Origin of the sequence: Nocardiopsis rhodophaea (assembly GCF_039530945.1) — a bacterium.
GTDB lineage: Bacteria > Actinomycetota > Actinomycetes > Streptosporangiales > Streptosporangiaceae > Nocardiopsis_C > Nocardiopsis_C rhodophaea.
This window is the reverse complement of the sequence record NZ_BAAAPC010000022.1, coordinates 44,496-68,516: the sequence shown is the minus strand read 5'-3', so window position 1 is coordinate 68,516 and position 24,021 is coordinate 44,496. Positions and strand designations below refer to the sequence as shown.

20 protein-coding genes are annotated in these 24,021 nt (G+C 69.5%); 11 read left to right on the top strand and 9 right to left on the bottom strand.

Annotation, left to right across the window (positions count from 1 at the left end; genetic code table 11):
* The first annotated feature begins 620 nt into the window (after window positions 1-620).
* From ABD259_RS21610 to ABD259_RS21600, 3 genes are all read left to right on the top strand, one after another.
* The gene (locus ABD259_RS21610) at window positions 621-860 is read left to right on the top strand and encodes a hypothetical protein (protein ID WP_344103573.1); all 240 of its coding nucleotides are present in this window, start codon (window positions 621-623) and stop codon (window positions 858-860) included.
* A 208-nt stretch (window positions 861-1,068) separates the two neighbouring features.
* Complete coding sequence (locus tag ABD259_RS21605; RefSeq protein WP_344164919.1) at window positions 1,069-2,961, top strand: endonuclease/exonuclease/phosphatase family protein; 1,893 nt, start codon at window positions 1,069-1,071, stop codon at window positions 2,959-2,961.
* A gap of 210 nt (window positions 2,962-3,171) precedes the next feature.
* Window positions 3,172-3,729 carry a hypothetical protein gene (locus ABD259_RS21600; RefSeq protein WP_344103579.1) on the top strand — a complete coding sequence of 186 codons (558 nt, stop codon included), beginning with the start codon at window positions 3,172-3,174 and terminating at the stop codon, window positions 3,727-3,729.
* A 79-nt stretch (window positions 3,730-3,808) separates the two neighbouring features.
* On the opposite strand, the gene ABD259_RS21595 is transcribed toward ABD259_RS21600, so the two are convergent.
* Both ABD259_RS21595 and ABD259_RS21590 read right to left on the bottom strand, forming a co-directional pair.
* Window positions 3,809-4,126 (bottom strand): sec-independent translocase, encoded by a 318-nt coding sequence (locus ABD259_RS21595; protein ID WP_344103580.1) that lies wholly within the window; start codon window positions 4,124-4,126, stop codon window positions 3,809-3,811.
* 48 nt (window positions 4,127-4,174) lie between these two features.
* Entirely contained in the window at window positions 4,175-4,960 is a 786-nt protein-coding gene (locus ABD259_RS21590) for a phosphatase PAP2 family protein (RefSeq protein ID WP_344164917.1), read from the bottom strand.
* 154 nt (window positions 4,961-5,114) lie between these two features.
* Between ABD259_RS21590 and ABD259_RS21585 the strand changes: the two genes are divergently transcribed.
* On the top strand, window positions 5,115-5,957 hold the full coding sequence (locus ABD259_RS21585) for an ion transporter (protein WP_344164914.1): 843 nt from the start codon (window positions 5,115-5,117) through the stop codon (window positions 5,955-5,957).
* Window positions 5,958-6,050: 93 nt separating this feature from the next.
* Here ABD259_RS21585 and ABD259_RS21580 read toward each other — a convergent pair whose 3' ends face one another.
* Complete coding sequence (locus tag ABD259_RS21580) at window positions 6,051-6,254, bottom strand: cold-shock protein (RefSeq protein ID WP_017619968.1); 204 nt, start codon at window positions 6,252-6,254, stop codon at window positions 6,051-6,053.
* Window positions 6,255-6,575: 321 nt separating this feature from the next.
* On the bottom strand, window positions 6,576-8,210 hold the full coding sequence (locus ABD259_RS21575) for a dolichyl-phosphate-mannose--protein mannosyltransferase (protein WP_344103589.1): 1,635 nt from the start codon (window positions 8,208-8,210) through the stop codon (window positions 6,576-6,578).
* A gap of 97 nt (window positions 8,211-8,307) precedes the next feature.
* Here ABD259_RS21575 and rsmI point away from each other — a divergent pair, with 97 nt between their 5' ends.
* Complete coding sequence (rsmI, locus tag ABD259_RS21570; RefSeq protein WP_344103592.1) at window positions 8,308-9,180, top strand: 16S rRNA (cytidine(1402)-2'-O)-methyltransferase; 873 nt, start codon at window positions 8,308-8,310, stop codon at window positions 9,178-9,180.
* Between the two features lie 151 nt (window positions 9,181-9,331).
* On the opposite strand, the gene secD is transcribed toward rsmI, so the two are convergent.
* Window positions 9,332-12,001 (bottom strand): protein translocase subunit SecD, encoded by a 2,670-nt coding sequence (gene secD / locus ABD259_RS21565; RefSeq protein WP_344164911.1) that lies wholly within the window; start codon window positions 11,999-12,001, stop codon window positions 9,332-9,334.
* A gap of 82 nt (window positions 12,002-12,083) precedes the next feature.
* The gene (locus tag ABD259_RS21560; protein WP_344164908.1) at window positions 12,084-12,545 is read right to left on the bottom strand and encodes a hypothetical protein; all 462 of its coding nucleotides are present in this window, start codon (window positions 12,543-12,545) and stop codon (window positions 12,084-12,086) included.
* Between the two features lie 314 nt (window positions 12,546-12,859).
* On the opposite strand from ABD259_RS21560, the gene metG reads away from it, so the two are divergent.
* Complete coding sequence (metG, locus tag ABD259_RS21555; RefSeq protein WP_344164905.1) at window positions 12,860-14,677, top strand: methionine--tRNA ligase; 1,818 nt, start codon at window positions 12,860-12,862, stop codon at window positions 14,675-14,677.
* Between the two features lie 127 nt (window positions 14,678-14,804).
* Entirely contained in the window at window positions 14,805-15,728 is a 924-nt protein-coding gene (locus tag ABD259_RS21550; protein ID WP_344164902.1) for a TatD family hydrolase, read from the top strand.
* Between the two features lie 76 nt (window positions 15,729-15,804).
* Here the strand turns inward: ABD259_RS21550 and ABD259_RS21545 are convergent, their stop codons facing one another.
* Window positions 15,805-16,908 (bottom strand): CaiB/BaiF CoA transferase family protein, encoded by a 1,104-nt coding sequence (locus tag ABD259_RS21545; RefSeq protein WP_344164899.1) that lies wholly within the window; start codon window positions 16,906-16,908, stop codon window positions 15,805-15,807.
* 133 nt (window positions 16,909-17,041) lie between these two features.
* Here ABD259_RS21545 and rsmA point away from each other — a divergent pair, with 133 nt between their 5' ends.
* Entirely contained in the window at window positions 17,042-17,929 is an 888-nt protein-coding gene (rsmA, locus tag ABD259_RS21540; protein WP_344103607.1) for a 16S rRNA (adenine(1518)-N(6)/adenine(1519)-N(6))-dimethyltransferase RsmA, read from the top strand.
* A gap of 88 nt (window positions 17,930-18,017) precedes the next feature.
* Here rsmA and ABD259_RS21535 read toward each other — a convergent pair whose 3' ends face one another.
* Window positions 18,018-20,024 carry a serine/threonine protein kinase gene (locus ABD259_RS21535; RefSeq protein WP_344164896.1) on the bottom strand — a complete coding sequence of 669 codons (2,007 nt, stop codon included), beginning with the start codon at window positions 20,022-20,024 and terminating at the stop codon, window positions 18,018-18,020.
* Window positions 20,025-20,280: 256 nt separating this feature from the next.
* Here ABD259_RS21535 and ABD259_RS21530 point away from each other — a divergent pair, with 256 nt between their 5' ends.
* On the top strand, window positions 20,281-21,222 hold the full coding sequence (locus ABD259_RS21530) for a 4-(cytidine 5'-diphospho)-2-C-methyl-D-erythritol kinase (protein WP_344164893.1): 942 nt from the start codon (window positions 20,281-20,283) through the stop codon (window positions 21,220-21,222).
* A gap of 55 nt (window positions 21,223-21,277) precedes the next feature.
* On the opposite strand, the gene soxR is transcribed toward ABD259_RS21530, so the two are convergent.
* A complete protein-coding gene (gene soxR / locus ABD259_RS21525) occupies window positions 21,278-21,739 on the bottom strand; it encodes a redox-sensitive transcriptional activator SoxR (RefSeq protein ID WP_344164890.1) in 462 nt (153 codons plus the stop codon).
* A 76-nt stretch (window positions 21,740-21,815) separates the two neighbouring features.
* On the opposite strand from soxR, the gene ABD259_RS21520 reads away from it, so the two are divergent.
* Both ABD259_RS21520 and ABD259_RS21515 read left to right on the top strand, forming a co-directional pair.
* Window positions 21,816-22,517: a thiamine pyrophosphate-dependent enzyme gene (locus ABD259_RS21520; RefSeq protein WP_344164887.1), complete on the top strand. Its 702-nt coding sequence runs from the start codon at window positions 21,816-21,818 to the stop codon at window positions 22,515-22,517.
* 74 nt (window positions 22,518-22,591) lie between these two features.
* Window positions 22,592-23,491: a transketolase family protein gene (locus ABD259_RS21515; RefSeq protein WP_344164976.1), complete on the top strand. Its 900-nt coding sequence runs from the start codon at window positions 22,592-22,594 to the stop codon at window positions 23,489-23,491.
* Window positions 23,492-24,021 lie beyond the last annotated feature (530 nt).

Sequence of the window (24,021 nt, the reverse complement as noted above, 5' to 3'; positions counted from 1 at the left end):
TCGCTGACCCCGACATTACCGACTTTTAACGATAATTTACCTCGTGAGTGCCTGCGCAATCCGGGCCGAAGCGATCCTTAAGAAGCAATACCGCCGCATGAGGGTCTAAGGACCCTTATTATGGTGAGTGCTTGACCGTAACCTGGGGGTGCACGAGGTGTCGGGGCCGCGTGCGCGCCGAGGGGCTCGCCACGCAGCCCAGAGTCCGAGATAGTGGCTTTTCCGGATATTTGGCGCTCTTTAGCCGCCGACATGGGCTAGGTTTCCGGGGTTCGGGGAATTCCGCTGGTGGAGGCGTCAAATTCGACGGCGGCCGAGTCGGCTTCGGGGGCGAGTAGGGCGCGGGTGGGACCGCGCTTTTCGCTCTCCGGAATAGGTGCCGCCCCCATCTCCGTCCGTGTGCTCTGAATGCTGCCTACCCGCAGGTCCATGCCGTGTCAATGGTGCTGGGATGCGTCATTGACACCGTCCGCCACCTGCGGTGTCCAGGTTGAATTTCACACTATGACAGAGAATGTCGAAGAACGCCGTTAATATTTGCATCCGGGGCTTGTGTCTGGTGTGCCCGATAGGTCATCTTATTGGACGGGGATGGACGAAGTTCGAGCGAAAGGTGCGCTGTGCTCAAGAAGATCTGTGCGGTGGCGGCGATCTCGGCCGCTGCTGTTATGGGGACGTCTTTCCCTGCTGCTGCGGACGACGCGGCCGTAACGCAGAACCCCGGATGGGGCGCGTTCGCCGGGTGGAGCTGGTGGGCCGCGACGGCCGAAACCACGACCGATACCGCGAAGTCGATCGCGGACTGGATCGATGTCGACGAACTGGTCGACACCTCCGCAGGATGGAGCTGGTGGGTCTAGTCGGTGTCTTCGCGGCGCTGACGATCGACAGGGGCCGGTCCCGGGAGCATCCGGGGCCGGCCCTTCGCGTGTGCGGCTGGAGATACGCGAAGAATCCTCGCGATTACGACAATCGGGGCATTCGTTGCGCCTCCTTCATGTGTCATCCTTCGAGTAGTTACCAGGTAGCACGACGATGAGGGCACCCCCACACGACTTGGAGGAGAGGGTGGCCTTCTCGAACACGCGTCCGCTCATCCCGGCGGTCGCGACCACACTGCTCACCTGCGGTACCGTCGTCGTCCCCGCGTCCCCGGCCGCCGCGGAGACCCCGCGCGTCCACGCGGTCCAGGGCCTGACACGCCATTCCCCCTACACCGGACAGGACGTTGCGGACGTTCCCGGCGTCGTCACCGCGGTCGACCAGTTCGGCTCGGCGCGCGGCTTCTGGTTCCAGGACCCCGACCCCGACGGCGACCCGCGCACCAGCGAGGCCCTGTTCGTGTTCACCGGATCCGCGACGCCCGACGTCGGTCCCGGCGACGACGTCCGGGTCAGCGGCACCGTCACGGAGTACAGCCCGGGTGACGGATTGCAAACGATCACCCAGCTCACCGACGCCCGGTGGACCGTGGTCGAGACCGGCGCCGAGGTCCCGGCGGCCGTCGTCCTCGACTCCGACACCGTCCCCACCACCTACGCGCCCGACCACAACGGGGACATCAACCAGTTGGAGCTGCGCCCCGAGGACTACGCCCTGGACTTCTGGGAAGCCCACGAGCACATGGTGCTGCGCATCGACGACGCCCCCGTGGTCGGCCCCACCGACCCCTACAACGCCCTGTGGGTGACCACCAAGGAGACGCAGAACCGCAGTCCCCGCGGCGGTACCGTCTACGGCGGCTACGACGACCCCAACAGCGGGCGGCTCAAGATCGCGTCGCTGATCCCCTTCTCCGAACAGCCCTTCCCGAAGGCCAACGTCGGTGACGCGCTGGCCGGGACCACCGAGGGGCCGCTCTACTACAGCCGGTTCGGCGGCTATCTGCTGAGGGCCACCACGCTGGGGCGGCACGTGGACAACGCGCTGCCCCGGGGCGTTGCCGATGACCACCGCGACTGGGAGCTGTCGGCCGCCACCTACAACGTGGAGAACCTCTCGGCCACCGACACGCAGGAGAAGTTCGACGGGCTCGCGCGAGGCGTCGCGGTGAACCTCGGCTCCCCCGACATCGTGGCGCTGGAGGAGATCCAGGACAACAACGGCACCGTCGACGACGGCACCGTGGCCGCGGACGAGACGCTGGACCGGTTCGTCGCCGCGATCAAGGACGCCGGCGGGCCCACCTACGAGTGGCGGCAGATCAACCCGGAGGACGGCACCGACGGCGGGCAGCCCGGCGGCAACATCCGCAACGCCTTCCTGTTCAACCCGGCACGGGTCTCCTTCGTCGACCGCGACGGCGGTGACGCGACCACCCCCGTCGCGGCCGTCGAAGGCCCCGACGGCCGTGCACGGCTCAGCGTCTCGCCCGGCCGGATCGCCCCCGGCGACGACGCCTGGCAGCGGAGCCGCAAGCCTCTGGTCGGCGAGTTCGCGTTCGAGGGGCGGACCGTCTTCGTCGTCGCCAACCACTTCTCCTCCAAGCGCGGCGACCAGCCGCTGCACGGCCTTCACCAGCCGCCCGAACGCACCTCCGAAGTCCAGCGCCACGCTCAGGCCGAGCTGGTGCGGGCGTTCACCGACGACCTCACCGCCGTGGACCCCGCCGCCAACGTCATGGTGGTCGGCGACCTCAACGACTTCCAGTTCTCCCGGACCCTGGAGATCCTGACCGCCGACGGTGGGCTGGACAACCCCCTCCTCGGCCTGCCCGAGGACGAGCGGTACAACTACGTCTACGACGGCAACTCCCAGGCACTGGACCACATGCTGCTCACCCCCGCGGCCGGTGAGCGCGCCCGCTATGAGGTCGTTCGGGCCAACGCGGAGTTTTATGACCAGGTCAGCGACCATGACCCGCAGGTGGTCCGGTTCCGTCCGCTGACCGGCGACGCCAGCGTCGACCACCGCGAGGACCGCAAGTACTACTCGGGAGCGGGGCGGCCGAACCGCGGCTGACGTGCCCCGGGTCCGGCGGGCGCGGCGAGACGGAGGAGAAAAGCCGCCGCGCCCGCCGTGCGGACCTGGGCCGCGGGGAGGCGAGGGGAGCGCTGTCACGCCCGACGACCGCGGCGATGGAGACGCCGCCCAGCGGTTCCGGGACGGCGCCGTCGGGTAGTCACTTCATGTGACCCCCACCCCCGGGCGAGACTGAGAGGGGCGCCAACCGTGCCCGGTTACCCGGACGACCCCACCCCCGACCACCCTCCGCGAACCCCCGGCCCGCCCGGTCGCGAGTACCCCGAGGGCGAGGCGGCGGGCGGCTACCACCTGCCCGATGAGTCGGCCGAGCCGACGCCGTCGGCGGGACGCGCCGAGGCGGAGGACGCCGAGCCGCCGCTCGCGGCCGAGCGCTTCCGACGCGCGACCCCGGCCCGGCGCAAGGCCATCCCCGTCGAGCCGACCCGCCACCACTGGCGGCTGGTCACCGCCACCGTGCTGTTCGTCATGTTCCTCGGGAGCTGGGCCGACTACATCGAGGAGGTCACCCGCGCCTTCTGGCACCTGGCCTTCTGGGGGCTGATCGGCGTGGCCGCGGTGATCACCGCCTACCGCGAGCGCCGCAACGACTGGGAGCCGACCCCGCGCTGGCCGTGGGCGGCCGCCGCCCTCGGCGGATCGCTGGGGGCCGAGCTGCTCATCGCGACCGTGGGATCCCCGACGGTGATGATCGGCTCGGTGATCGTCCTGGGGCTGGGCCTGTTCCTCGTCTTGATGTTCGGCTGACCCCGCTGGCGGCAACGGACGCGGCCCGTTCGTCCGGTCGGGCGGACAGAGGATCCGGCCCGGCCCAAAGAATTCCCGCTCAGGTCGCCTCAGGGTCGAACGGCGGCCGCTTGCCGTTCAGCTGCGAGGCCGGGCGGCGCGCCTCGACCTCGTCGTCACCGGCCTCCCAGAAGTGCTTCTGCACGAACCGTTTGGGGTTAAGGTCCTGCACGTCGAAGTCCTTGAACTCCGGTCCCAGTCCCTCGCGGAGGTCGTTCTTGGCGCTGTCGGCCATGGTGCGCAGCTGCCGCAGTACCCGCCCCACCTGCGCCGCGGCCTTCGGGAGCTGGTCGGGGCCGAAGATCAGCAGTGCCAGGGCACCGAGCAGGAGAAACTCACCCGCACCGATGTTCAACATGCCTACCCCTTCACTGACCGATCGTGGCCGCCTCGACCTCTAAGCAGGTTAACCGCTCTCCCGCGGCGCGCGGACAGGGGACCGGACCACGAGACGACGCTCGCCCGCGGCAGCGGGTGCCCGGCCGGGACCCAGCACGAGTCGGCCGGTCAGCGCCACGATGGCGCCCAGCGCCATCCCGCCCAGCACCTCGCTGACCCAGTGGTAGTCGAGGACCACCATCAACGTGCCCACCAGCATCACGGGCAGAATCGAGCCCAGCAGCGCGCGGCGCAGCGCCACCGCGTCGGGGCGCACGCCGCTCGCCCCGAACAGCAGCCAGGCGAGGAGGGGGAAGGTGAGGGCGGCGTTGGCGGTGTGCCCGGACGGGTAGGAGACGAACCCCTCGAAGGGGGGCGCGCCGACGGTGAGGGTCGAGGCCAGCCAGGCGGTGATGTTGCCGACGCCGGCGTTGACGGTGTCCACGTCCAGAACGGGCGGCGTGCGCCCCACATACACCTTCAGCAGAGTGCCGAGCGACGCGAGCGCCGCCAATCCGGTGACAGTGGCCACAACCGGGCGTGGGTCGCGCCACCGGAGGCTCGCCCAACCCCCCGCGACCGCCAGCAGGGGAATGGTCACACCCCGCTGGCCGAGGCGGGCGGCGGTGACCGCCGCCCACTGGGCCACGCCCCGCGGCTGGTGGGCGTCGAAGTAGGCGTGCACCGGGGCGTCGAACACGGTGACCAGGCCATAGGTGATGACCTGCACCGTGACTACGAAGAGCACAATCGCGGCGACGGCGATCCCCACCGCGTGCGGTCGCCACCAGACCGCACCCAGCCAAGCCCGCACCTGCCGCTCACCTCCCGCCAAAGCCGCTCCAGTCTAGATGCCCGCTGTGGAGCGGGTCGCGGCCCAACGACGCGGGCCGGAGCTGACATTAGGGTTGGCGGGGATCTTTTCTGATGGAAGATCCGCAGTGTCCGGGGTGAATATGGGGGAATGGATGTCCGTGGGTGCGTTCCGGGACGGGGCTCGCCGGATCGTTGACGCCGGGTGGTTCCAGAACGCGGTCATCACGATGATCATGCTCAACGGCGCAGTCCTCGGGCTGCAGACCTACGATGCGCATGCGGATCAGTTCACCACTCTCTTCGTGATGGCCGAGCACGTCTTCGTCGGATTCTTCGTCGTCGAACTGCTGCTCAAATTGTGCGCCCGCGGCGGGGTGTTCTTTCGTGAACCGTGGAACTGGTTCGACGTCGTCGTCGTGGGGGTGTCCCTCATTCCCGCCACTTCGGGGTTCTCCGTTGTGCGGACGCTGCGCCTGCTCCGGTTGATCAGCGTGATCCCGCAGATGCGCACCATTGTCAACGCCCTGTTTCGCGCGGTCCCCGGACTCGGCACGGTCATCGCCCTGCTCTTCGTGATCATCTACACGTCGGCGGTGATGGGGGCCAACCTCTTCAGGGAGCACGCCCCGGAGTTCTTCGGCAATGTCGGTATCGCCCTGTACACCGTGTTCCGGCTGCTGACCACCGAGGACTGGCCCGAAGTCTCCAACGCGGTGATCGACCAGGCGCCCTACGCCTGGCTCTACTTCGTCGTGGTGATCGTGATCAGCGCGTTCATCGTGCTCAACCTGATCATCGGCGTCATCGTGACGTCGCTCCAGGACGAGGTCGACAATGGGCGCTGGGCGGAGGACCAGAAGATCGAACAGCACCTGCACGATCAGCTGATGGCCAGGATCGAGGCGCTCAGTGACCAGGTGGCCATCCTCGACGAGCGGGTGCGTGAACTCGGCGGGGATGGTGATCCTGACCCCGACCGCGAGACCGCCCGGTGACGGACCGCCCCGGCCCGTGGGCGTCGACCCGGGCCCACGCAACAGCCCTTCGCCCGAAAAACGGGCGAAGGGCCGAGGAACGAATCAGGCGAACTACAGCGTGTGGACGTCGGACGCCTGCGGGCCCTTCGGGCCCTGCGTAATCTCGAACTCGACCTTCTGGTCTTCTTCCAGGTTCCGGAAGCCGGTACCCGCGATCGCCGAGTAGTGAACGAACACGTCCGGGCCGCCACCCTCAACGGCGATGAACCCGAAACCCTTCTCAGAGTTGAACCACTTCACGGTGCCCTGAGCCATCTGCTCTCCCTTTGGGGACTACAACGGAGCCGCACCCTGCTGGCTCCGGGTTGCTGGACGCCGTCCCCGGGAGTTTCCGCCCAAATGACCAGCGCCCATGTGTAAGTTCCGCGAGGCGCCTTAGGCATCCATGGAAACCACAACCGCAACCGGTGCATGACACTACCAGCCGTATACGGGGGTTGCCGAGGCTTTCCCGCCAGGAAATCCAAGTCGTCAAACTCTGGCCAATTCGGGGTGTGCTCCTTGTTGATTTGTCGGTGGCACCGCACTAATGGGTATTCGGTCCCGCCGTAGCAGCGGAGCGCGCGGTGCCGTGGCTCACGACGGCCCGCCGTTCCCATAGATCCAGGTCGGGAACCACATGCGCGCCGCCCACTCGTCGTAGGGGATCGTCTCCGCGCTCAGCACCGGGTACATGAAGGCGAAGTCGGCGATGATGACCAGCAGCACCACGCCGAACACCACTCCGCCGATCACCCGGATCCACGGGGAATACCGCGGGCTGTCCTCTCCCGCCCCCATGATCAGCCCCAGCGTCAGCACGATCGCCAGCGCCAGGAACGGCAGGATCGGAAGCGCGTAGAACACGAACATGGTCCGGTCCGGGTAGGCGAACCACGGCAGCCACCCGGCCGCCACGCCCAGCAGCACCGCCCCCGCGCGCCAGTCGCGGTAGATCACCCACCAGCCGACCATCACCACCAGGGCGGCGATGCTCAGCCACCACACGGCCGGGGTGCCGATGCCCAGGATCGCCGAGGAGCACTTGGCCGCGCCGCAGCCGCCGCCCTCGCCGTCGTAATAGAAGGCGACCGGGGTGCGCATGATCAGCCACTCCCACGGCTTGGACGCATAGTCGTGCGGCTGCGACAAGTGCGTGTGGAAGTTCATGATCTCGGAGTGGTAGTGCACCAGGCTGATGAGCGCGTCGAGCGGCCCGCGCGCCCAGGCGGGCAGCGCGCCCACAATGCCGTTCGCGGTGTGCTCGGCGGCCCAGCCGCGGTCATAGCCGCCGGAGGTCACCAGCCACCCCGTCCAGGTGGCGACGTACGTGACCGCGGCCACGCCCACCATCTGGAAGAACGCCGGAACCGCGTCGTATACGAACCAGCGCCACCCCGCGCCCTGCTGCGCGGCGCCGCGCCGCGCCCCGTAATCCCACGCCACCGTGAGCAGGCCGAACGCGGCCAGGTAAAAGAGCGCCGACCACTTGGTTCCGATGGCCAGGCCGAGACACAGCCCCGCGCCCAGCCGCCACCACCGCACCCCCAAAAAGCCGACCGCCCGGTTCCCCGCGTCGGCCAGATCGCCGAGCCGCTCCCGCGCCCGGTCGCGGTCGATCACCAGACACGTGAACCCGGCGAGGATCCAGAACGTCACGAAGATGTCCACCATGGCGATGCGGCTCATGGTGAAGTGCAGCCCGTCCAGCGCCATGATCAGGCCCGCCGTGCAGCCCAGCAGCCACGACCGCGTCATCCGCAGGGCGAGCCGCACCAGCAGCAGCACCGACAGCGCACCGAACACGGCCGCCGCCACCCGCCAGCCGGTCGGCGTCATGGATTCACCGAACGGCAGCAGGCCCCACACATGGTCGCCCAGCGCGATCATCCACTTGCCCAGCGGCGGATGCACGACGAAGTCGCCGCCGCCGGTCCAGATCTCCTTGCCGCCCTGCGCCAGCACCTGGTCGGCGTTTTCCAGCGTCTCGTGCTCGTAGCCGAACTTCCACAGCGAGAACGCGTCCTTGGCGTAGTACGTCTCGTCGAAATAGATCTGCCCGGGCACGCCCAGCCGGACGAAGCGCAGCGCCCCGGCGAGCAGCGCAACCAGGACAGCACCCAGCCACCCCGCCCAGACAGGCTGCGGCATCGGCGGCACCAGCCGCGCGCGGGCGGAGTTCTGCGAGGTCGGGGCCGATTCGGAAGCGACTGCGGGTGCTGTTGTGGTCATCTCGCTCATAGAGTTGTCTCGGAGATGGTTGGGAACGCCGATCCGTCGGCCGACGGAAGGGGCAAGCCAACCGTAGCGCTTATGGATCGGGTGAAAAGTGACCGCAGGGGCCACTACGGGTGACGCGGGTGCCACAGAGTCCGGAACGCTGACGCTGGCGGGTATCCCCATCGGGCACAGCGGCGACGCGCAGCCGCGACTTCTGGAGGCGCTCCGCGACGCCGACATCATCGCGGCGGAGGATACACGGCGGCTGCGCCAGTTCGCCTCGCGCCTGGGCATTCGGCTGGGTGGTGAGACCGGGGCGCGCATTGTCTCCTACTACGACGCCAACGAGACCCGCCGAGCCGCCGAGCTCATCGACGAGCTGCGCGCCGGACGCGATGTGCTGGTGGTGACCGACGCCGGAATGCCCGGCGTCTCCGACCCCGGATACCGGCTGGTGACCGCCTGCGTGGAAGCGGGGGTGCGCGTCACCGCCATCCCCGGCCCCTCCGCCGTCACCACGGCGCTGGTGCTGTCCGGGCTCCCCACCGACCGCTTCTGCTTCGAGGGCTTCCCGCCGCGCAAGGGCCTGGCGGGGCGGCTCGCCGAATTGGCCACCGAGCGCCGCACCATGGTCTTCTTCGAAAGCCCGCACCGCCTGGCCGCGACACTGCGGGCGATGGCCGAGGCATTCGGGCCGGACCGTCCGGCTGCGGTGTGCCGGGAGCTCACCAAGACCTACGAGGAGGTGCGGCGCGGCCCCCTGGCCGAGCTGGCCGAATGGGCGAGCGGGACGGTGCGCGGGGAGATCACGCTGGTCGTGGGCGGAGCCGTGCCGCGGGCGGTGTCCCGGGAACCGGAGGACCTCGCCGCCGCCGTCGCCGAGCGCGAAACCGAGGGCGTGCCGCGCAAGCGGGCCATCCAGGAGGTGGCAAAGGATCTCGGGCTGCCCAAGCGCGAGGTCTACGACGCCGTGCACCGCTGACGCGCTCCCTCCTTCGTTGATCTCGGCGATATCGACCGAATTCCCACCAGAATTCGGTCGATAGCGCCGAGATCAACGGAGAATAGGGGTGGCCCCCGGCGGATCCGATCCGCCGGGGGCCACCCCCTACTATTCCTAGGTCACACGCCGGTCAGACGACCGCACCGTCGGTCTGCTCCCGAGCACTGCGCATCTCCCTGCGCTGCTTGGTCTTCTTCTCCTTGAGCACGTGCGGCGGTTCGGTCGTGTCGAACTTCTGCAGCCAGATCGCCAGCGGCGCCGCCACGGTGATCGTGGACAGCACACCGGTGATCAGACCCACCAGCATCGCGATGGAGAAGTCGCGCAATGACGAACCACCGAAGATCGCCAGTGTCGCCAGGATGAACACGCCTCCGATAGTGGTGTTCACCGTTCGCGGCAGGGTGTGCAAGATGGCCGTGTTGGTGATCGAGACGAAGCTGGATTTGCTGTCGCGCGCCCATTCGTCCCGGATGCGGTCCATCACGACCACCGCGTCGTTCACCGTGAAGCCGATGACGCTCAGCAGGGCGGCGAGGAACACGCCGTCGATCGGCTTGCCCAACCAGAGGAACAGGCCGATCACCACGGAGAGGTTGAACGCCAGCGAGATCATCGTGGCCAGGCCGAACGACCAGCGGAACCGCCAGGCAAGATAGACCAGCTGCAGGGCGAGCGCGGCGATCAGCGCGATCACCGCCTTGTTCCGCAGCTCGTTGCCCATGCTCGGGCCGATCTTCTCGTCGCTGACGCGGTCGGCCGAGCCCGCCTCGTCGCCGATGGCGTTCTGGATCTTCTCGGCGTCGGCGTCGCTGATCGGGCCGGTGCGCACCGCGATGTCGCCGTCACCGGACTTCTGGACCACCGCACTGGGGAACCCGGCGTCGGAGACCGTCTGGCGGGCGTCGGTGACGCTGATGCTCTGCTCGGTGGTGAAGTCCATGACCCGACCACCGGTGAACTCCACACCGAAGTTCGCCGGGCGCACCACCGCGCCGATGACCGCGATCACCACGACCAGGCCGGCGATGCCGAGGAACACCTTGCGCAGCTTCATGAGGTTGGGGTTGTGCTCGATCAGCCAGGCGCGGACCCCACTGATCTTGGAGATGCCGCTGATGGCGGGGTGCTTGCGGACCACCCTGCGGCGGACCGCCCACTCCACGAACACGCGGGCGATGATCAGCGCAGAGATCATCGACGCCAGCGTGCCCAGGCCCAGCGTCACACCGAAGCCCTGGACGTTGCCGGAGGCCAGGAAGAACAGCAGCGCCGCCGCGATGAGCGTCGTGATGTTCGTGTCGATGACGGCGCTCCACGCCTTCTGCGTCCCGTTGACGAACGCCTTCTGCAGGTTCGGCGGGATCGCACGGCGGCGGCGACGGGACAGCACGCCGGCCTCGGCCTGCTCGGTCTCGGCCTCGGTGGCGTCGATCATCCCGGCGGACTTGTTGGACTCGTAGATCTTCTTCTGCTGTTGATGCTCTTCCCGCGCTCGCTCGAAGATCAGCACGTTGGCGTCGATCGCCATGCCGATCGCGAGCACGAACCCGGCCAGACCTGGCAGGGTGAGCGTCGCCCCGAGCGCGACCAGCGCCGCGTAGGCGATCAGCGTGTAGCAGGCCAGCGCGATGGAGGCGAGGAAACCGACGAAGCGGTAAGCCAGGCAGATGTAGATCGCCGTGAGCAGGATGCCGACACCGCCGGCGATGAAACTGGCCTTGATCGCGTCGGCGCCGAGGGTCGGGCCGACGGTCTGGCGCTGGATCTCCTGGACCGGCAGCGGCAGCGAACCGCCCTCGATCAGGACGGCCAGCTCGTTGGCGGACTCCTTGGTGAAGGTGGAGCTGGTGATGGTGGTCGAGCCGCCGGACATGCCGGTGTCGCAGGCCACCTCCTGGTTGACCTCGGGGGCCGAGATGATCTTGTCGTCCAGGACGATGGCGACGCGGCGCTTCGGGTCACCCATCGGGTTGCAGGCGGCCTGGCCGGTCAGCTTGCGCCACTGCTCCTTGCCGTCGCCACGGAAGGAGACGTCGACCTGCCACTGCGTCTGCGTCGTGCTGTCGAGGACGGCGTTGGCGCTGGCGACCTTGTCGCCCTTGATGGCGGTCGCCCCCAGCTGCAGCTGCTGCCCCTGGTCATCCGGGAGGGTCAGCTTGACGTCCTCGGGGTTCTCGGCGGGTTGCCCGCCGCCGCCCGGCGGCTGGCCCTGGCCCTGCAGCATCTGCTGCAGCTGCTCATCGGACAGTCCGCTGTCGCCGGAGTCCTTCTTCTCGTCCTTGGCGTCCTTGCCGCCGGAATCGCCGCCCTTGTCGTCCTCCTTCTCCTTGGCGGCGTCGGCCGGCGCCTTGGCGTCGTCGGCTTCGCTGCTGGGAGCGTTGGCGTTGTCGCCCGTGGGCGGCGCGATCCCGGCGCCCCCCGACGGAGCGACGCCGAGGACGGGGTGGAACGTCAGCTGGGCGGTCTGGCCGAGGATGTCGGCGGCCTCGGTCGGGTCCTGCACGCCGGGCAGCTCGACGATAATCCGGTCCGAGCCGGAGCGCGACATCGTCGCCTCACTGACACCGAGGCTGTCGATGCGCTGGCGGAGCACCTCGATGACCTTGTCGGTGTTCTCGGCGTTGGCGGGGGTGCCGTCGGGGCCGTCCTCGGTCTGCAGGACGATCTGCGTGCCGCCGCTGAGGTCGAGCCCCAGCTTGGGCGGTATGAACCATGCGGCGGCAAAGGCGCCGAGCACGATGATCAGGGAGATGATGCCGCGCGTCCAGCGCGCACCGGCTCCCGCTTGTGTGGACAAGACGGATACCTCTCAGGAATGCGGGTGAAGAATAACGACGGATAGGCCCGGCCTCGGCAGCCGGGTCGGGGGATGGTTGGGTTCACACGCGTGTGGTGAGAGGCGGCGCGCGCCCCAGCGGGAGGGAGCACACGTCGGCGTGGACCGGCATCCGCGCCGATCCCGGGAGCGGGGCCCGCGCCCAGGCGTTGCCGATGTCGGGCAGCCGTGGGATGCCCGGAGTGTAGGCCTCGGGGATGTCGCGGAGCGCGGGGCGATGGTCGCCCTTCCACGCCGGGATCGCCGGTGCGATCGTCGCCGCGTGGTGATCCGGGTGCCGCGCGGTCTGAGCGGTCGACGCTGCTGTCGACGCACGGTGGCCGGGGCGGCAGGCGCGGGGCTGCGCCTCCTCGACATCGGGACCGGGCATAGCGATGGCCCGGCCCGCGGGAAGCACGGACAGCGGGAGCGAGGCGGCGGCCGAAGCGGGCTGCAGAGGTGCGCCGAGCAGCAGCGCGGCGGCCACGAGCAGCATGGCCAGGGCACGGGATACCGTGATGACCACCGCCTTCGACGAACACCGGCTGTGTGTGCCGGTCACCTCGCATGTCGCATAAGAGTTCCGGGACACACACTATCGAGGCGGTGAAACGAATCGTGTCCGCGGCGCTGGCGATTTATCCACGCCCCCGCAGCTGCGGCGTCCGCGACTGCCTCACGCTGCCGGATCGCCCCGTTTTATCTCGGTGTCCGGCACCGGTTTTCTGGGTGTCCGGCACTGTGCTCACCGTCGTCCGGTCCCGTTTCCGCCCGCGGCGGGCGGAACGCCGCGCCGAAATACGGTGCGAAGCCGGGCCCCCAGCCCTTTAGGCTTGAGGCATGTCGTCGAAACGCCACATCCTGACCGCGGTGGCCTGGCCCTACACCAACGGGCCTCGCCACATTGGGCACGTATCCGGGTTCGGAGTTCCCTCCGACGTCTTCGCTCGCTTCCAGCGAATGTCCGGCCACGACGTGCTGATGGTCAGTGGCACCGACGAGCACGGCACGCCCATCCAGGTGCTGGCCGACCGCGAAGGTGTCTCGGCGCGCGAGCTGGCCGACCGGTACAACAAGATCATCGTCGAGGACCTCGTCGCGCTCGGACTGTCCTACGACCTGTTCACGCGCACCACGACCGGCAACCACTACGCCGTCGCCCAGGAGCTGTTCACCGGGCTCTACGAGAACGACTACATCTTCACCCACACCACCAAGGGCGCCATCTCGCCGACGACCAAGCGCACCCTGCCCGACCGCTACATCGAGGGCATCTGCCCCATCTGCGGTTACGACGGCGCGCGCGGCGACCAGTGCGACCACTGCGGCAACCAGCTCGACCCGGTCGATCTCATCGACCCGCGCTCCAAGGTCGACGGCGAGGTGCCGGAGTTCGTCGACACCGAGCACTTCATGCTCGACCTTCCGGCGTTCACCGAGGTGCTCGGCGAATGGCTGCGGTCCAAGTCCGGCCGGTGGCGCCCCAACGTTTTGAAATTCTCCCTGAACCTGCTGGACGACCTGCAGCCGCGGGCGGTGACGCGCGACCTCAACTGGGGTGTGCCGATCCCGATCGAGGGCTGGAGCGAGAACGAGAACAAGCGGCTCTACGTCTGGTTCGACGCGGTCATCGGCTACCTGTCGGCGGCCATCGAGTGGGCCAAGCGCACCGGCGACCCCGACGCGTGGCGCCACTGGTGGCAGAGCGAGGACGCCGAGTCCTACTACTTCATGGGCAAGGACAACATCGTCTTCCACTCCGAGATCTGGCCCGCCATCCTGCTCGGCTACAACGGAGCGGGCGACCGCGGCGGCACGTCCGGATCGCTCGGCGCGATGAACCTGCCCACTGAGGTTGTGGCCAGCGAGTTCCTCACGATGGAGGGCCGCAAGTTCTCGTCGTCGCGGCGCGTGGTCATCTACGTCCGCGATTTCCTGGAGCGCTACTCCGCCGACGCGCTGCGCTACTACATCATCGCGGCCGGTCCGGAGACCCAGGACACCGACTTCACCTGGGCCGAGTTCGTCCGCCGTAATAACGACGAACTCGTCGCGGCGTGGGGCAACCTGGTCAACCGGTCCATCTCGATGGCGGCGAAGAACCTCGGCGAGATCCCCGAAGCGGGGGAGCTCACCGACGAGGACCGCCGCGTTCTCGACCACTCCAAGGCGGCGTTCGCGACGGTTGGCGAGCATCTCGACCGGTCCCGGTTCAAGGCGGCCCTGCAGGAGGCCATGCGCACCGTCGCCGAGGCCAACAAGTACATCTCCGAGCAGGCCCCGTGGGCGCTGAAGAAGACCGACCCGGAGCGGATGAAGACGGTGCTGCACGTCGCACTGCAGCTCGTCAGCGACGCGAAGACACTGCTCACGCCGTTCCTCCCGGAGTCGTCCAACAAGGTGTACGCGATGCTCGGCGGTACCGGCGTGTGGTCGGGCATGCCCCGGATCGACGAGGGCCTCGACACCATCGGCGGCGACCCGGAGCTGACCTCCTACCCCGTCATCACCGGTGACTACGCCGACAACGAGGCAACGTGGGAGTCCATCCCGATCCGCCCCGGAACGCCGCTGTCGCCGCCCAAGCCGCTGTTCACCAAGCTCGACCCGAGCGTGGTCGACGAAGAGCTGGCCCGGCTGGAAGAGGCCGCGGAGTAGCGCGCCGTAGGCGCACGGCACCGGAATAACGGGAATACGGGAATAGACCGACCACCGGCGGATCGTTGTACTCAGCGGTCCGCCGCGTCAATGTGCACCGGCTGAGGAAGAACGGAGACGGACGAAGATGGGTAAACGCAGTGGCCAGGCCGTTCGTGAACGGAACGCCGCGACCCCGCCGCCCTCCCCTGAGCCGCTGCGTGTCGCCGTAGCCGACAGCCACACCCACATGGACATGCAGGACCCGGCCGTCCCGGAGATCATCGCCGCCGCCGAGGCCGTCGGCGTCACCCCACTGATCCAGGTCGGCGTGGACGTGCCTTCCTCCCAGTGGGCGGCCCAGGCCGCCACCGAGTACCCCGCGGTGTGGGCCGCGGTGGCCCTGCACCCCAACGAGGCACCCCGCATCGTGCACGGAGACGGCGCCCGAGGCGTCGAGGTCGACGACACCGACTGGGCGGGCAAGGTCCGGTCGGCCGCGGGCCTGGCCGGACTGGACGAGGCCGTCGCCGAGATCGACCGCCTGGCCGCCCTGCCGCAGGTGCGCGCCGTGGGCGAGACCGGCCTGGACTATTTCCGCACCGGCGAGGAGGGCGTGGAGGCGCAGCAGGAGTCCTTCCGCCGCCATATCGACATCGCCAAGCGCAACGGCCTCGCTGTGATGATCCACGACCGCGACGCCCACGACGACGTGCTGCGCATCCTCAAGGAGGAGGGCGCGCCGGAGAAGGTCGTCTTCCACTGCTTCTCCGGCGACGCCGACATGGCCAAGCTGTGCGCCGAGAACGGCTACTTCATGAGCTTCGCGGGCAACGTCACCTTCGCCAGCGCCCAGCAGCTCCGCGCCGCGGCCGCGGTAGCCCCGCCCGACCTGATCCTGGTCGAGACGGACGCCCCCTTCCTCACACCGAAGCCCTATCGCGGCCGCCCCAACGCCCCGTACCTCATCCCCCACACCCTGCGCGCTATCGCCGAGGTCAAGGGGATGGACGAAGATGATCTGGCGACAGCCATCGCGTCGAACGCCACGCGTGCCTTCGGCCTGATGTAGGCGACTGCCGGGGGCGCGACCGCAGCAGACCCCCGCGTCCACGTCGGCGCCGTGACGATCGACGGGTAAGGCCCCGCTACTCCACCTCGACGCCCCAGGCCTTGAGGGCGTCCTCTAGAGAGGGCTCGGGGTAGTCCGGGTCGCGGGTGGCGGCTCCGGGGGTGCGGCTGAAGCGGGGCGCGGGGCCGGGGTAGAGGTGGTCTCCCTTGCGGATGACGGAGCCGCGGGCCTTGACGTGGGGGTGGTCGGCGGCTTCGGGCATGGACAGGATCGGTTGGACACACGCCTCGGTGTCGCCCAGGAGATCGGCCCACTCGTCGCGGGTGCGGGTGCGGAGGACCTCGGCGAAGCGCTCGCGCAGTTCGGGCCAGCGGTCGCGGTCCCACTGGTCGGGGAGCTCGGCGCCGGCGAGGCCGATGCCCCGCAGGAAGGCCGCGTAGAACTGCGGTTCGATGCAGCCGACGGAGACGTACCCGCCGTCGGCGCACTCGTAGACGTCATACCAGGGTGCCCCGGTGTCGAGGTAGTTGGTGCCGCGCTCATCGGTCCACGAGCCGCGCTGGCGGTCCTCGTAGATCATCGACGCGAGAAACGCGCTGCCGTCCACCATGGCGGCGTCCACCACCTGCCCCCGCCCCGAGGACTGCCGCTCCACGAGGGCGCTGAGGATGCCGGTGACGACGAACATCGTGCCGCCGCCGAAGTCGCCGAGCAGGTTGACCGGCGGCACCGGCGCCTCGCCGCGGCGGCCGATGGAGTGCAGCGTGCCGTTCAGCGAGATGTAGTTCATGTCGTGCCCGGCGCGGTGGGCGAGTGGCCCCTCCTGGCCCCATCCGGTCATGCGGGCGTACACCAGCCGAGGGTTGAGACCGAGGCAGTCGTCCGGTCCGAGTCCGAGCCGCTCCATGGCACCGGGGCGGAACCCCTCCAGCAGCACGTCGGCGGCGGTGACCAGGCGGCGGGCGGTGGCGACGCCCTCCTCGGTCTTGAGGTCGACGCCGAGGATCGGGCGGCCGGAGGCCATGTGCGGGCGCGGGGCACCCGCGCGGACCGCGTCGGCGGTGGCAGGGCGGTCCAGCCGGATGACGTCGGCGCCGAGGTCGGCGAGGAGCATCGCGGCCATCGGCCCGGGACCGATACCGGCGAACTCCACGACCCGGACGCCGTTCAGGGGACCCATCGCTACGCCTCCACTGAGCTTGAAGTGACCTTGATTAGAATCTCGTTCGGTTTCTTATTGTGCGGGTGCGGACGCGAATACGCCATGCCTCACCCGCTGGAAAGGCCGTCATGCCCCGGCGGCCTGGCAAAATATGTGGGTGACCCACGCTGAGATGCCCGATTCCTCCCGCCTGCTCACCCCGGCCGATGTGCGGCGGCTTGCCGACCGTCTGGGCGTTCGCCCGACCAAGACGCGCGGTCAGAACTTCGTCATCGACCATGGGACCGTGCGCCGGATCGTGCGTGTCGCCGAGGTCGGCGGCGACGACGTGGTCCTGGAAGTGGGTCCTGGCCTCGGGTCGCTCACTCTGGCGCTGCTCCCGCATGTCCGCCATGTCACCGCGATCGAGATCGATCCCAAACTGGCCGAGGCGCTGCCCGCCACCGTGAGCGAACACGCCCCGGATCTCGCCGATCGGCTGCGGGTCGTCACCGCCGACGCCATGCGTGTCGCGGAGATCCCTGGTCCCGAGCCGACGGCGCTGGTGGCCAACCTTCCCTACAACGTCGCCGTGCCCGTGGTCCTGCACCTCCTGGAGCTGCTGCCGTCGCTGCGGCGCGGTCTGGTCATGGTGCAGGCGGAGGTGGCCGACCGTCTCGCCGCCCCGCCGGGCAGTCGCACCTACGGGGTGCCCTCAGCCAAGGCCGCCTGGTACGCGGACGTGCGCCGGGCGGGCTCGGTCGGCCGCAACGTCTTCTGGCCGGCGCCCAATGTCGATTCGGGGCTCGTGGAGCTGCGCCGCCGCCCGGCACCCAGCGCGACAGCGTCCCGCGCGGAGGTGTTCGCCGTCATCGACGCCGCTTTCGCTCAGCGCCGCAAGACGCTGCGTGTGGCCCTGTCCTCCTGGGCGGGCTCCGCAGCGGCCGCCGAGGCAGCTCTGCGCGCCGCCGGGGTCGATCCGTCGGCGCGCGGCGAGTCCCTGGACGTGGAGGCCTTCGCGCGCATCGCCGAGCAGGCGCCGGCGCGGTCGGAGCACTGAGCCCTACCGCGTGGTGAGTGGCGCCGGAAGCCGGCCGCGGTCGGTCCGCGCGCGGCGTCGGGCGGGGCAGGGCCGGGTCTCCCGGCGCTCAGGCGCTCCGCGGGATGTCGTTGACCCGGATCTCCGCCGGTTCACTCTGCTGCTGACTGCGCAGCACGAGCTTGGCGGAGTCGAGCATCGACTCATCCTCCACGAAGAACACCAGCGTTCCCTCGGCCGCGTCGTTGGACTCCACCGCATGCCACAGCGGAGCGTTGGTCTCTGACCCCAGCGGCTTCTCCGCCGACTGGACCTCGCCGTCGCGGCCCTTCAACTCCTGCCATTCGTGGTTCAGGGTGAGCGCGTGGTCCGAGGTGTTCTCCACGAACAGGGTGAACACGCAGTACGTTCCCTTGTTCGGGATGGAGCGTTCGCCGGGGTCCGGGGTGCAGGTGTACTCCTGCGCCTTGAACACCATCTTGGCGTCGGCGTCGGCGCCCCGGCTGGGCTGGGCCTGGTTGTCGACGTCGGAATCGCCCCCGGCGGTGTCCTGCTGGGCTCCGGTCTTGTGCTGTTCGCCCGATCCGTCACCCTGCCCGAACCAGGGCAGGCCGCTGAGCCCGTTGAAGCCGAGCAGGGTGAGCGCGGTGAACAGCACGAGCACCAGAGCTGCCGCGATGACCGCCGTCATCGCGACCCACTTCATGCGCCGCTTCGCCGGCTGCAGGGGGCGGTGCGGGGGCGGCGGGACCGGCGGCACGTACGGTTGCGCCTGCGGTCGCACCGGCCCTGCCTGGCCGGTCCGCTGCCGATCGTGCGGGGGCGGTGACTGCGGGCCGACCTGGGGGATCGGTCCCGTCTGGTTGGGGGCGACGGCGGGCATCTGCCCCGTCTGGTGCACGGGGAACTGCCCGGTCTGATGCACCGGGGGCTGCTGGGCCACCCCCGCTACCGGGCGCTGCATCTGCTGGCTCTGGTTGGCCGGCGGCCTCGGCGCCTGCTGTGCCTGTTGGGCCTGGGGTGCCTGTTGGGGGTGCTGCCCCTGCTGTGCGTGGTGGGCCTGCTGAACCTGTTGGGCCTGTTGGTGTTGGTGGGGATAGGGCGGTGGACCCTGCCCCGGAGGGGCGGCGGGCGCCGGACCCGGGTGGCGCATGCCGGTCACGTTCGGGTGCGGACCTGGGTGGTGCCCCTGCGGAGGCATGGGCGGCATCGGGGGCAGGTTCGGCCGCCAGGACTGGTGGAGCGCGTGGCTCACCATGTCGGTGGCGCCGCCGGGGCCATCCTCACCGCCGGCGAGCTCCAGCATCAGGTCCTGGGCCTTGGGGCGGCGCTCAGGCTCCTTGGCCAGCGCCTGGCGCACCAGACGGTCGAGCGGGCTGTCCAGGCTGCCGAGCTGCGGCTCGGCGAACAGCACCCGCTTACCGAGCGTCATGGCGTCGCCGTTCCCGAACGGATGCGTGCCGTTCCCGGCGAACGCCACCAGACAGCCCCAGGCGAAAATGTCGGCCGAGGTGGTGACCTGCTCTTCCAGCAGCTGCTCGGGAGCCATCCACCCTGGACTGCCCATGACGATGCCGGTCTGGGTGTGGTTGGACCGGGTGTCCATCGCCCGCGCGATGCCGAAGTCGATCACCCGCGGTCCGGACAGGGACAGCAGCACATTGGCGGGTTTCAGGTCCCGGTGCACCAGCCCCGCCCTGTGGATGGCGGCGAGTGCCGCCGCCACGCCAAGCGCGAAGCCGTGCAGGGTGCTGGAGTCGAGGGCCCCGTGCTCGGCGATGTGCTCGGCCAAAGCGGTCCCCGCGATGTACTCGGTAACCATGTACGGCCGGTTCTCGAACGTGCCGTGGTCGAGGATCTTGGCGGTGCAGAAGGAAGCGACCCGGCGGGCGTTCTCCATCTCGTCATGGAAACGGGCACGGGTGGCTTCGTCGAAGGCGAGCTCCGGCCGGATCACCTTGATCGCGACCTGGGCACCCTTCTCAGGGGCACGGCCGAGGTAGACCGTCCCCATTCCTCCGCTGCCCAGTCGCCCGGCCAGCACGTATGGACCGATGGTGGCCGGGTCCCCGGCGGCCAACGGTTCCAGGTTCTTCGGGAGCCCATCCGACGGCAAGCGATCCTCCCCGACGGTGTCCACACTCCGTCTGGCCCCAAGGTAGCGGGGATTGTGCCCAGATACCCACCCGCGCAGGCCACTGCGCCCGAATCTGGCCGATCAGAATGACCCAACCGGGGCGGGATACCGCGACCAGGACACCCACCTGAAGCGCGTGAAGCACCTGTCGTGACACGACGCCCCGGCCGCACAAGTGTCCCTTTGCGGGTTCGTGGGCTCACAGGGGTGGGGGTTCCTTTACGATCTAGGACTCGTGACCGCTAATACCGCCGTGACCGTACGGGTACCCGCGAAGGTGAACCTCCAGCTGGCGGTGGGGCCGGCGCGCGAAGATGGATACCACGATCTGGTCAATGTCTTTCACGCCGTTTCGCTGTTCGATGAGGTTACCGTCAGCGAGGCGCGGCCGCGCGCGGAGCGTGAGTTCGTCCGGCTGAGTGTCGCCGGGGATCTGGGTTCCCACACCGATCTGGTCCCCCTCGACGACACCAATCTCGCCGCGCGTGCCGCGCGCCTCGTCGCACGGGAGTGCGTCCAGGCCGCCCCGGTCGATATCCACCTGAACAAGCGGATCCCCGTGGCCGGGGGGATGGCGGGAGGCAGCGCCGACGCCGCCGCGGCCCTTGTGGCGTGCGACACGCTGTGGGGTGCGGGCCTAGCGGAGGACGCTCTCCTCTCGATGGCCGCCCAGTTGGGCAGTGATGTCGCTTTCCCGCTCGTCGGCGCGACAGCGGTGGGGACAGGACGCGGCGAGCTGCTCACGCCCGTGGAGAACGCGGGCCGCTACCAGTGGGTGTTCGCGCTGTCCGGCGAGGGGTTGTCCACGGCTGCCGTTTTCGCCGAATACGACAGGCTGCGCCCGGACGCGCCGGAACCGCGGAGCGACGACCGGCTGATGGCCGCGCTCGCCGCGGGCGACGCCCGCCAGCTCGGGGCGGCGCTCAGCAACGACCTGGAGCGCGCGGCCCTGTCGCTGCGCCCGGATCTGGCCGAGACGCTGGGCGTCGGACGTGCGGCCGGAGCGCTCGGTGCGATCGTGTCGGGGTCCGGGCCGACCTGTGCCTTCCTGGCCGAGGACGAGGACGCCGCCGAGGCCGTCGCCACGGCTTTGGAGAAGTCCGGCGCCTGTGAGCGGGCCGTGCGGGCGTACGGCGACGTCGCGGGCGCGACCGTCATCCGCCGCGAGGGCGCCTGAGCCCGCCTGGTGGCGCGCGTCCGGGGGTCGTCCCCGGCGGCGTCCACCCCGGAGCTCACAGACCGCCCTCGCTGGCGGGCTTGAGGAGCGGCGCCCCCGGGCCCTTGGCGGCCAGGGCGTCGTCCTGGTTGTACAGGCCGCAGGCCTTGAGTGAGAGGCAGCCGCAGCCGATGCACCCGGAGAGCCGATCGCGGAGCCGGTGCAAGGCGTCGATCCGGGCGTCGAGTTCGTCCTGCCACTGCTCCGAGAGCCGCGCCCAGTCCCGCACTGTCGGCGTCCGGTTGTCGGGCAGTGTCGCCAGCGCGTCGTGAATCCGGCCCAGGGTCAACCCCACGCGTTGCGCGGCGGAGATGAACGCGAGGCGGCGCAGGGTGCCGCGGTGGTACCGGCGCTGATTGCCGGAAGTTCGCTCGCTGGAGATCAGCCCCCGCTCCTCGTAGTAGCGGAGGGTGGTGGGCGGAACCCCGCTGCGCTCGGAGAGCTGTCCGATGGTGAGCCGTACCGGCAGGTGGGGCATGTCACATCCTGGGGTGTGGTCGCTGTCTCGGATTCGGGCTTGACCTCTAGTTAACTTGAAGTCTGAGACTTGCGGCATGTCCACGACGACACTCTCCCGGTACGCCGACCTTCCCGCCCTCATCGGGCTGATGAACGGCGACGAAAAGCACCAGGCCGCATCCGCGTCCGCGCTGGACGCCCTGTGGGTCCTCTACGACCGCGTCCTCAACGTCACTCCCGAAACGGCGGACGACCCCGACCGCGACCGCTTCCTGCTCTCCAAGGGCCACGGGCCCTCCGCCTACTACGCCGTCCTCGCGACCAAGGGGTTCATCGACGTCCGCACCCTGCGGAACTGGACCGAATTCGACTCGCCGCTCGGCTACCACCCCGACCGCGTGCTGGTCCCCGGCGTCGAGATCGGCAGTGGCTCGCTCGGCCACGGCCTCGGCCTGGCCGTCGGCACCGCCCTCGGCCTGCGTGCCCAAGGCCGCACCCGGCCGCGCGTTTTCGTCCTGGTCGGCGACGGCGAACTCGACGAAGGCAGCAACCACGAGGCCATCGCCGTGGCCGGACGTCTCGGGCTGGACACCATCACCGTCATCGCCATGGACAACCGCTCCGCCACCCACGGGTGGCCCGGCGGTATCGCCCAACGGTTCACGACCGAAGGCTGGGCCGCCCGCACGGTCAGCGGCCGCGACCACGACGCCCTCTACTCCGCCTTCACCACTCCCCACCCCGGCCGCCCCCTCGTGGTGGTCGCCCACGTGAACAAGAAGGGACCGGTTCGGTGACCACTACCATCGCCAGGAGCAGCGCAACCGCGGCCAAGCTGAGCACCGAGGAGCAGCTCATCGGCCACCAGCCGATGCGGGACACCTTTGTCGAGGCTGCCAGCGCCGCGCTCGACGCCGACCCCCGGGTCGCCATCGTGCTCGCCGACATCTCCGCCGACCGATTCTCCGACGCCGCCGCCCGCCACCCCGACCGGGTCATCAACGTCGGGATCCGCGAGCAGCTGATGATCGGCGTGGCCGGTGGTCTGGCGCTCACCGGCATGCGCCCCGTCGCGCACACCTACGCGCCGTTCCTGATCGAGCGCGCTTTCGAGCAGATCAAGCTCGATCTGGGGCATCAGAACATGGGAGCGCTGCTGGTCAGCAACGGCGGCTCCTACGACGTCCCCTCGGCCGGACGCACCCACATGGCCCCCGGTGATGTCGCCGTGCTGGAATCCCTTCCCGGCTGGACGGTGCACGTGCCCGGACACGCGACCGAGGCGGCACGGCTGCTGGAGGACGCATTCAGGGCCGACGACCGCGTCTACGTCCGGCTGAGCGAACGCGGCAACGCGGCGGCCCGGCCGGTCGGGACCGGTCTGGTTACCGTCCGCGCCGGGTCGGCGCGCGCCCTGGGCGTCGTCGTCGCGGTCGGCCCCATGCTCGACCGCGCCCTGGCGGCGACGGAGGGACTCGACGTCACCGTGGCCTACACCGCCACGGTCCGCCCCTTCGACCGGGCCGGACTCAACCGCATCGTCGCGGCGGCGGGACAGGCCGACGTGCTGATGGTCGAGCCGTACCTGGAGGGAACCTCCAGCCACGAGATCGCCGCGGCGCTGTCCGACCGGAGGCACCGCCAGATGTCCCTCGGCGTCAGCCGGACCGCCGAGGTGCGCGCCTATGGTGATGCCGCCGACCACGACCGCGTGCACGGGTTGGATGTCGAAGGGATCGCGAACTCCGCGCGGGCGTTCTTCCTGGTGTGACACGGAATGTGGCCGGGCGTGGCATCGTCGGCCGTCGTCCGGTCGTCAACGTGGGTACACGGTCTATACCTGCCCAGGGGGCGACCCCCTTCGACCCCCGGTGGGGCGGGCGTGGTCTGTCCACCGCCGCCCAGCCTCCACAATGGGTACACGATCTGTATTTGCCCAGGGGGCGACCCCCTTCGACCCCCGGTGGGGCGGGCGTGGTCTGTCCACCATCGCCCAGCCTCCACAATGGGTACACGATCTGTATTTGCCCAGGGGGCGACCCCCTTCGACCCCCGGTGGGGCGGGCGTGGTCTGTCCACCATCGCCCAGCCTCCACAATGGGTACACGATCTGTATTTGCCCAGGGGGCGACCCCCTTCGACCCCCGGTGGGGCGGGCGTGGTCTGTCCACCGCCGCCCAGCCTCCACAATGGGTACACGATCTGTATTTGCCCAGGGGGCGACCCCCTTCGACCCCCGGTGGGGCGGGCGTGGTCTGTCCACCGCCGCCCAGCCTCCACAATGGGTACACGATCTGTATT

Bases quoted from the DNA above. Each gene is read 5' to 3' on its own strand.
- ABD259_RS21595 (WP_344103580.1), bottom strand. From the start codon at position 4,126: ATGTTGAACATCGGTGCGGGTGAGTTTCTCCTGCTCGGTGCCCTGGCA.
- ABD259_RS21585 (WP_344164914.1), top strand. From the start codon at position 5,115: ATGTCCGTGGGTGCGTTCCGGGACGGGGCTCGCCGGATCGTTGACGCC.
- ABD259_RS21580 (WP_017619968.1), bottom strand. From the start codon at position 6,254: ATGGCTCAGGGCACCGTGAAGTGGTTCAACTCTGAGAAGGGTTTCGGG.
- ABD259_RS21575 (WP_344103589.1), bottom strand. From the start codon at position 8,210: ATGACCACAACAGCACCCGCAGTCGCTTCCGAATCGGCCCCGACCTCG.
- metG (WP_344164905.1), top strand. From the start codon at position 12,860: ATGTCGTCGAAACGCCACATCCTGACCGCGGTGGCCTGGCCCTACACC.
- ABD259_RS21550 (WP_344164902.1), top strand. From the start codon at position 14,805: ATGGGTAAACGCAGTGGCCAGGCCGTTCGTGAACGGAACGCCGCGACC.
- ABD259_RS21545 (WP_344164899.1), bottom strand. From the start codon at position 16,908: ATGGGTCCCCTGAACGGCGTCCGGGTCGTGGAGTTCGCCGGTATCGGT.
- rsmA (WP_344103607.1), top strand. From the start codon at position 17,042: ATGTGGGTGACCCACGCTGAGATGCCCGATTCCTCCCGCCTGCTCACC.
- soxR (WP_344164890.1), bottom strand. From the start codon at position 21,739: ATGCCCCACCTGCCGGTACGGCTCACCATCGGACAGCTCTCCGAGCGC.
- ABD259_RS21520 (WP_344164887.1), top strand. From the start codon at position 21,816: ATGTCCACGACGACACTCTCCCGGTACGCCGACCTTCCCGCCCTCATC.
- ABD259_RS21515 (WP_344164976.1), top strand. From the start codon at position 22,592: ATGCGGGACACCTTTGTCGAGGCTGCCAGCGCCGCGCTCGACGCCGAC.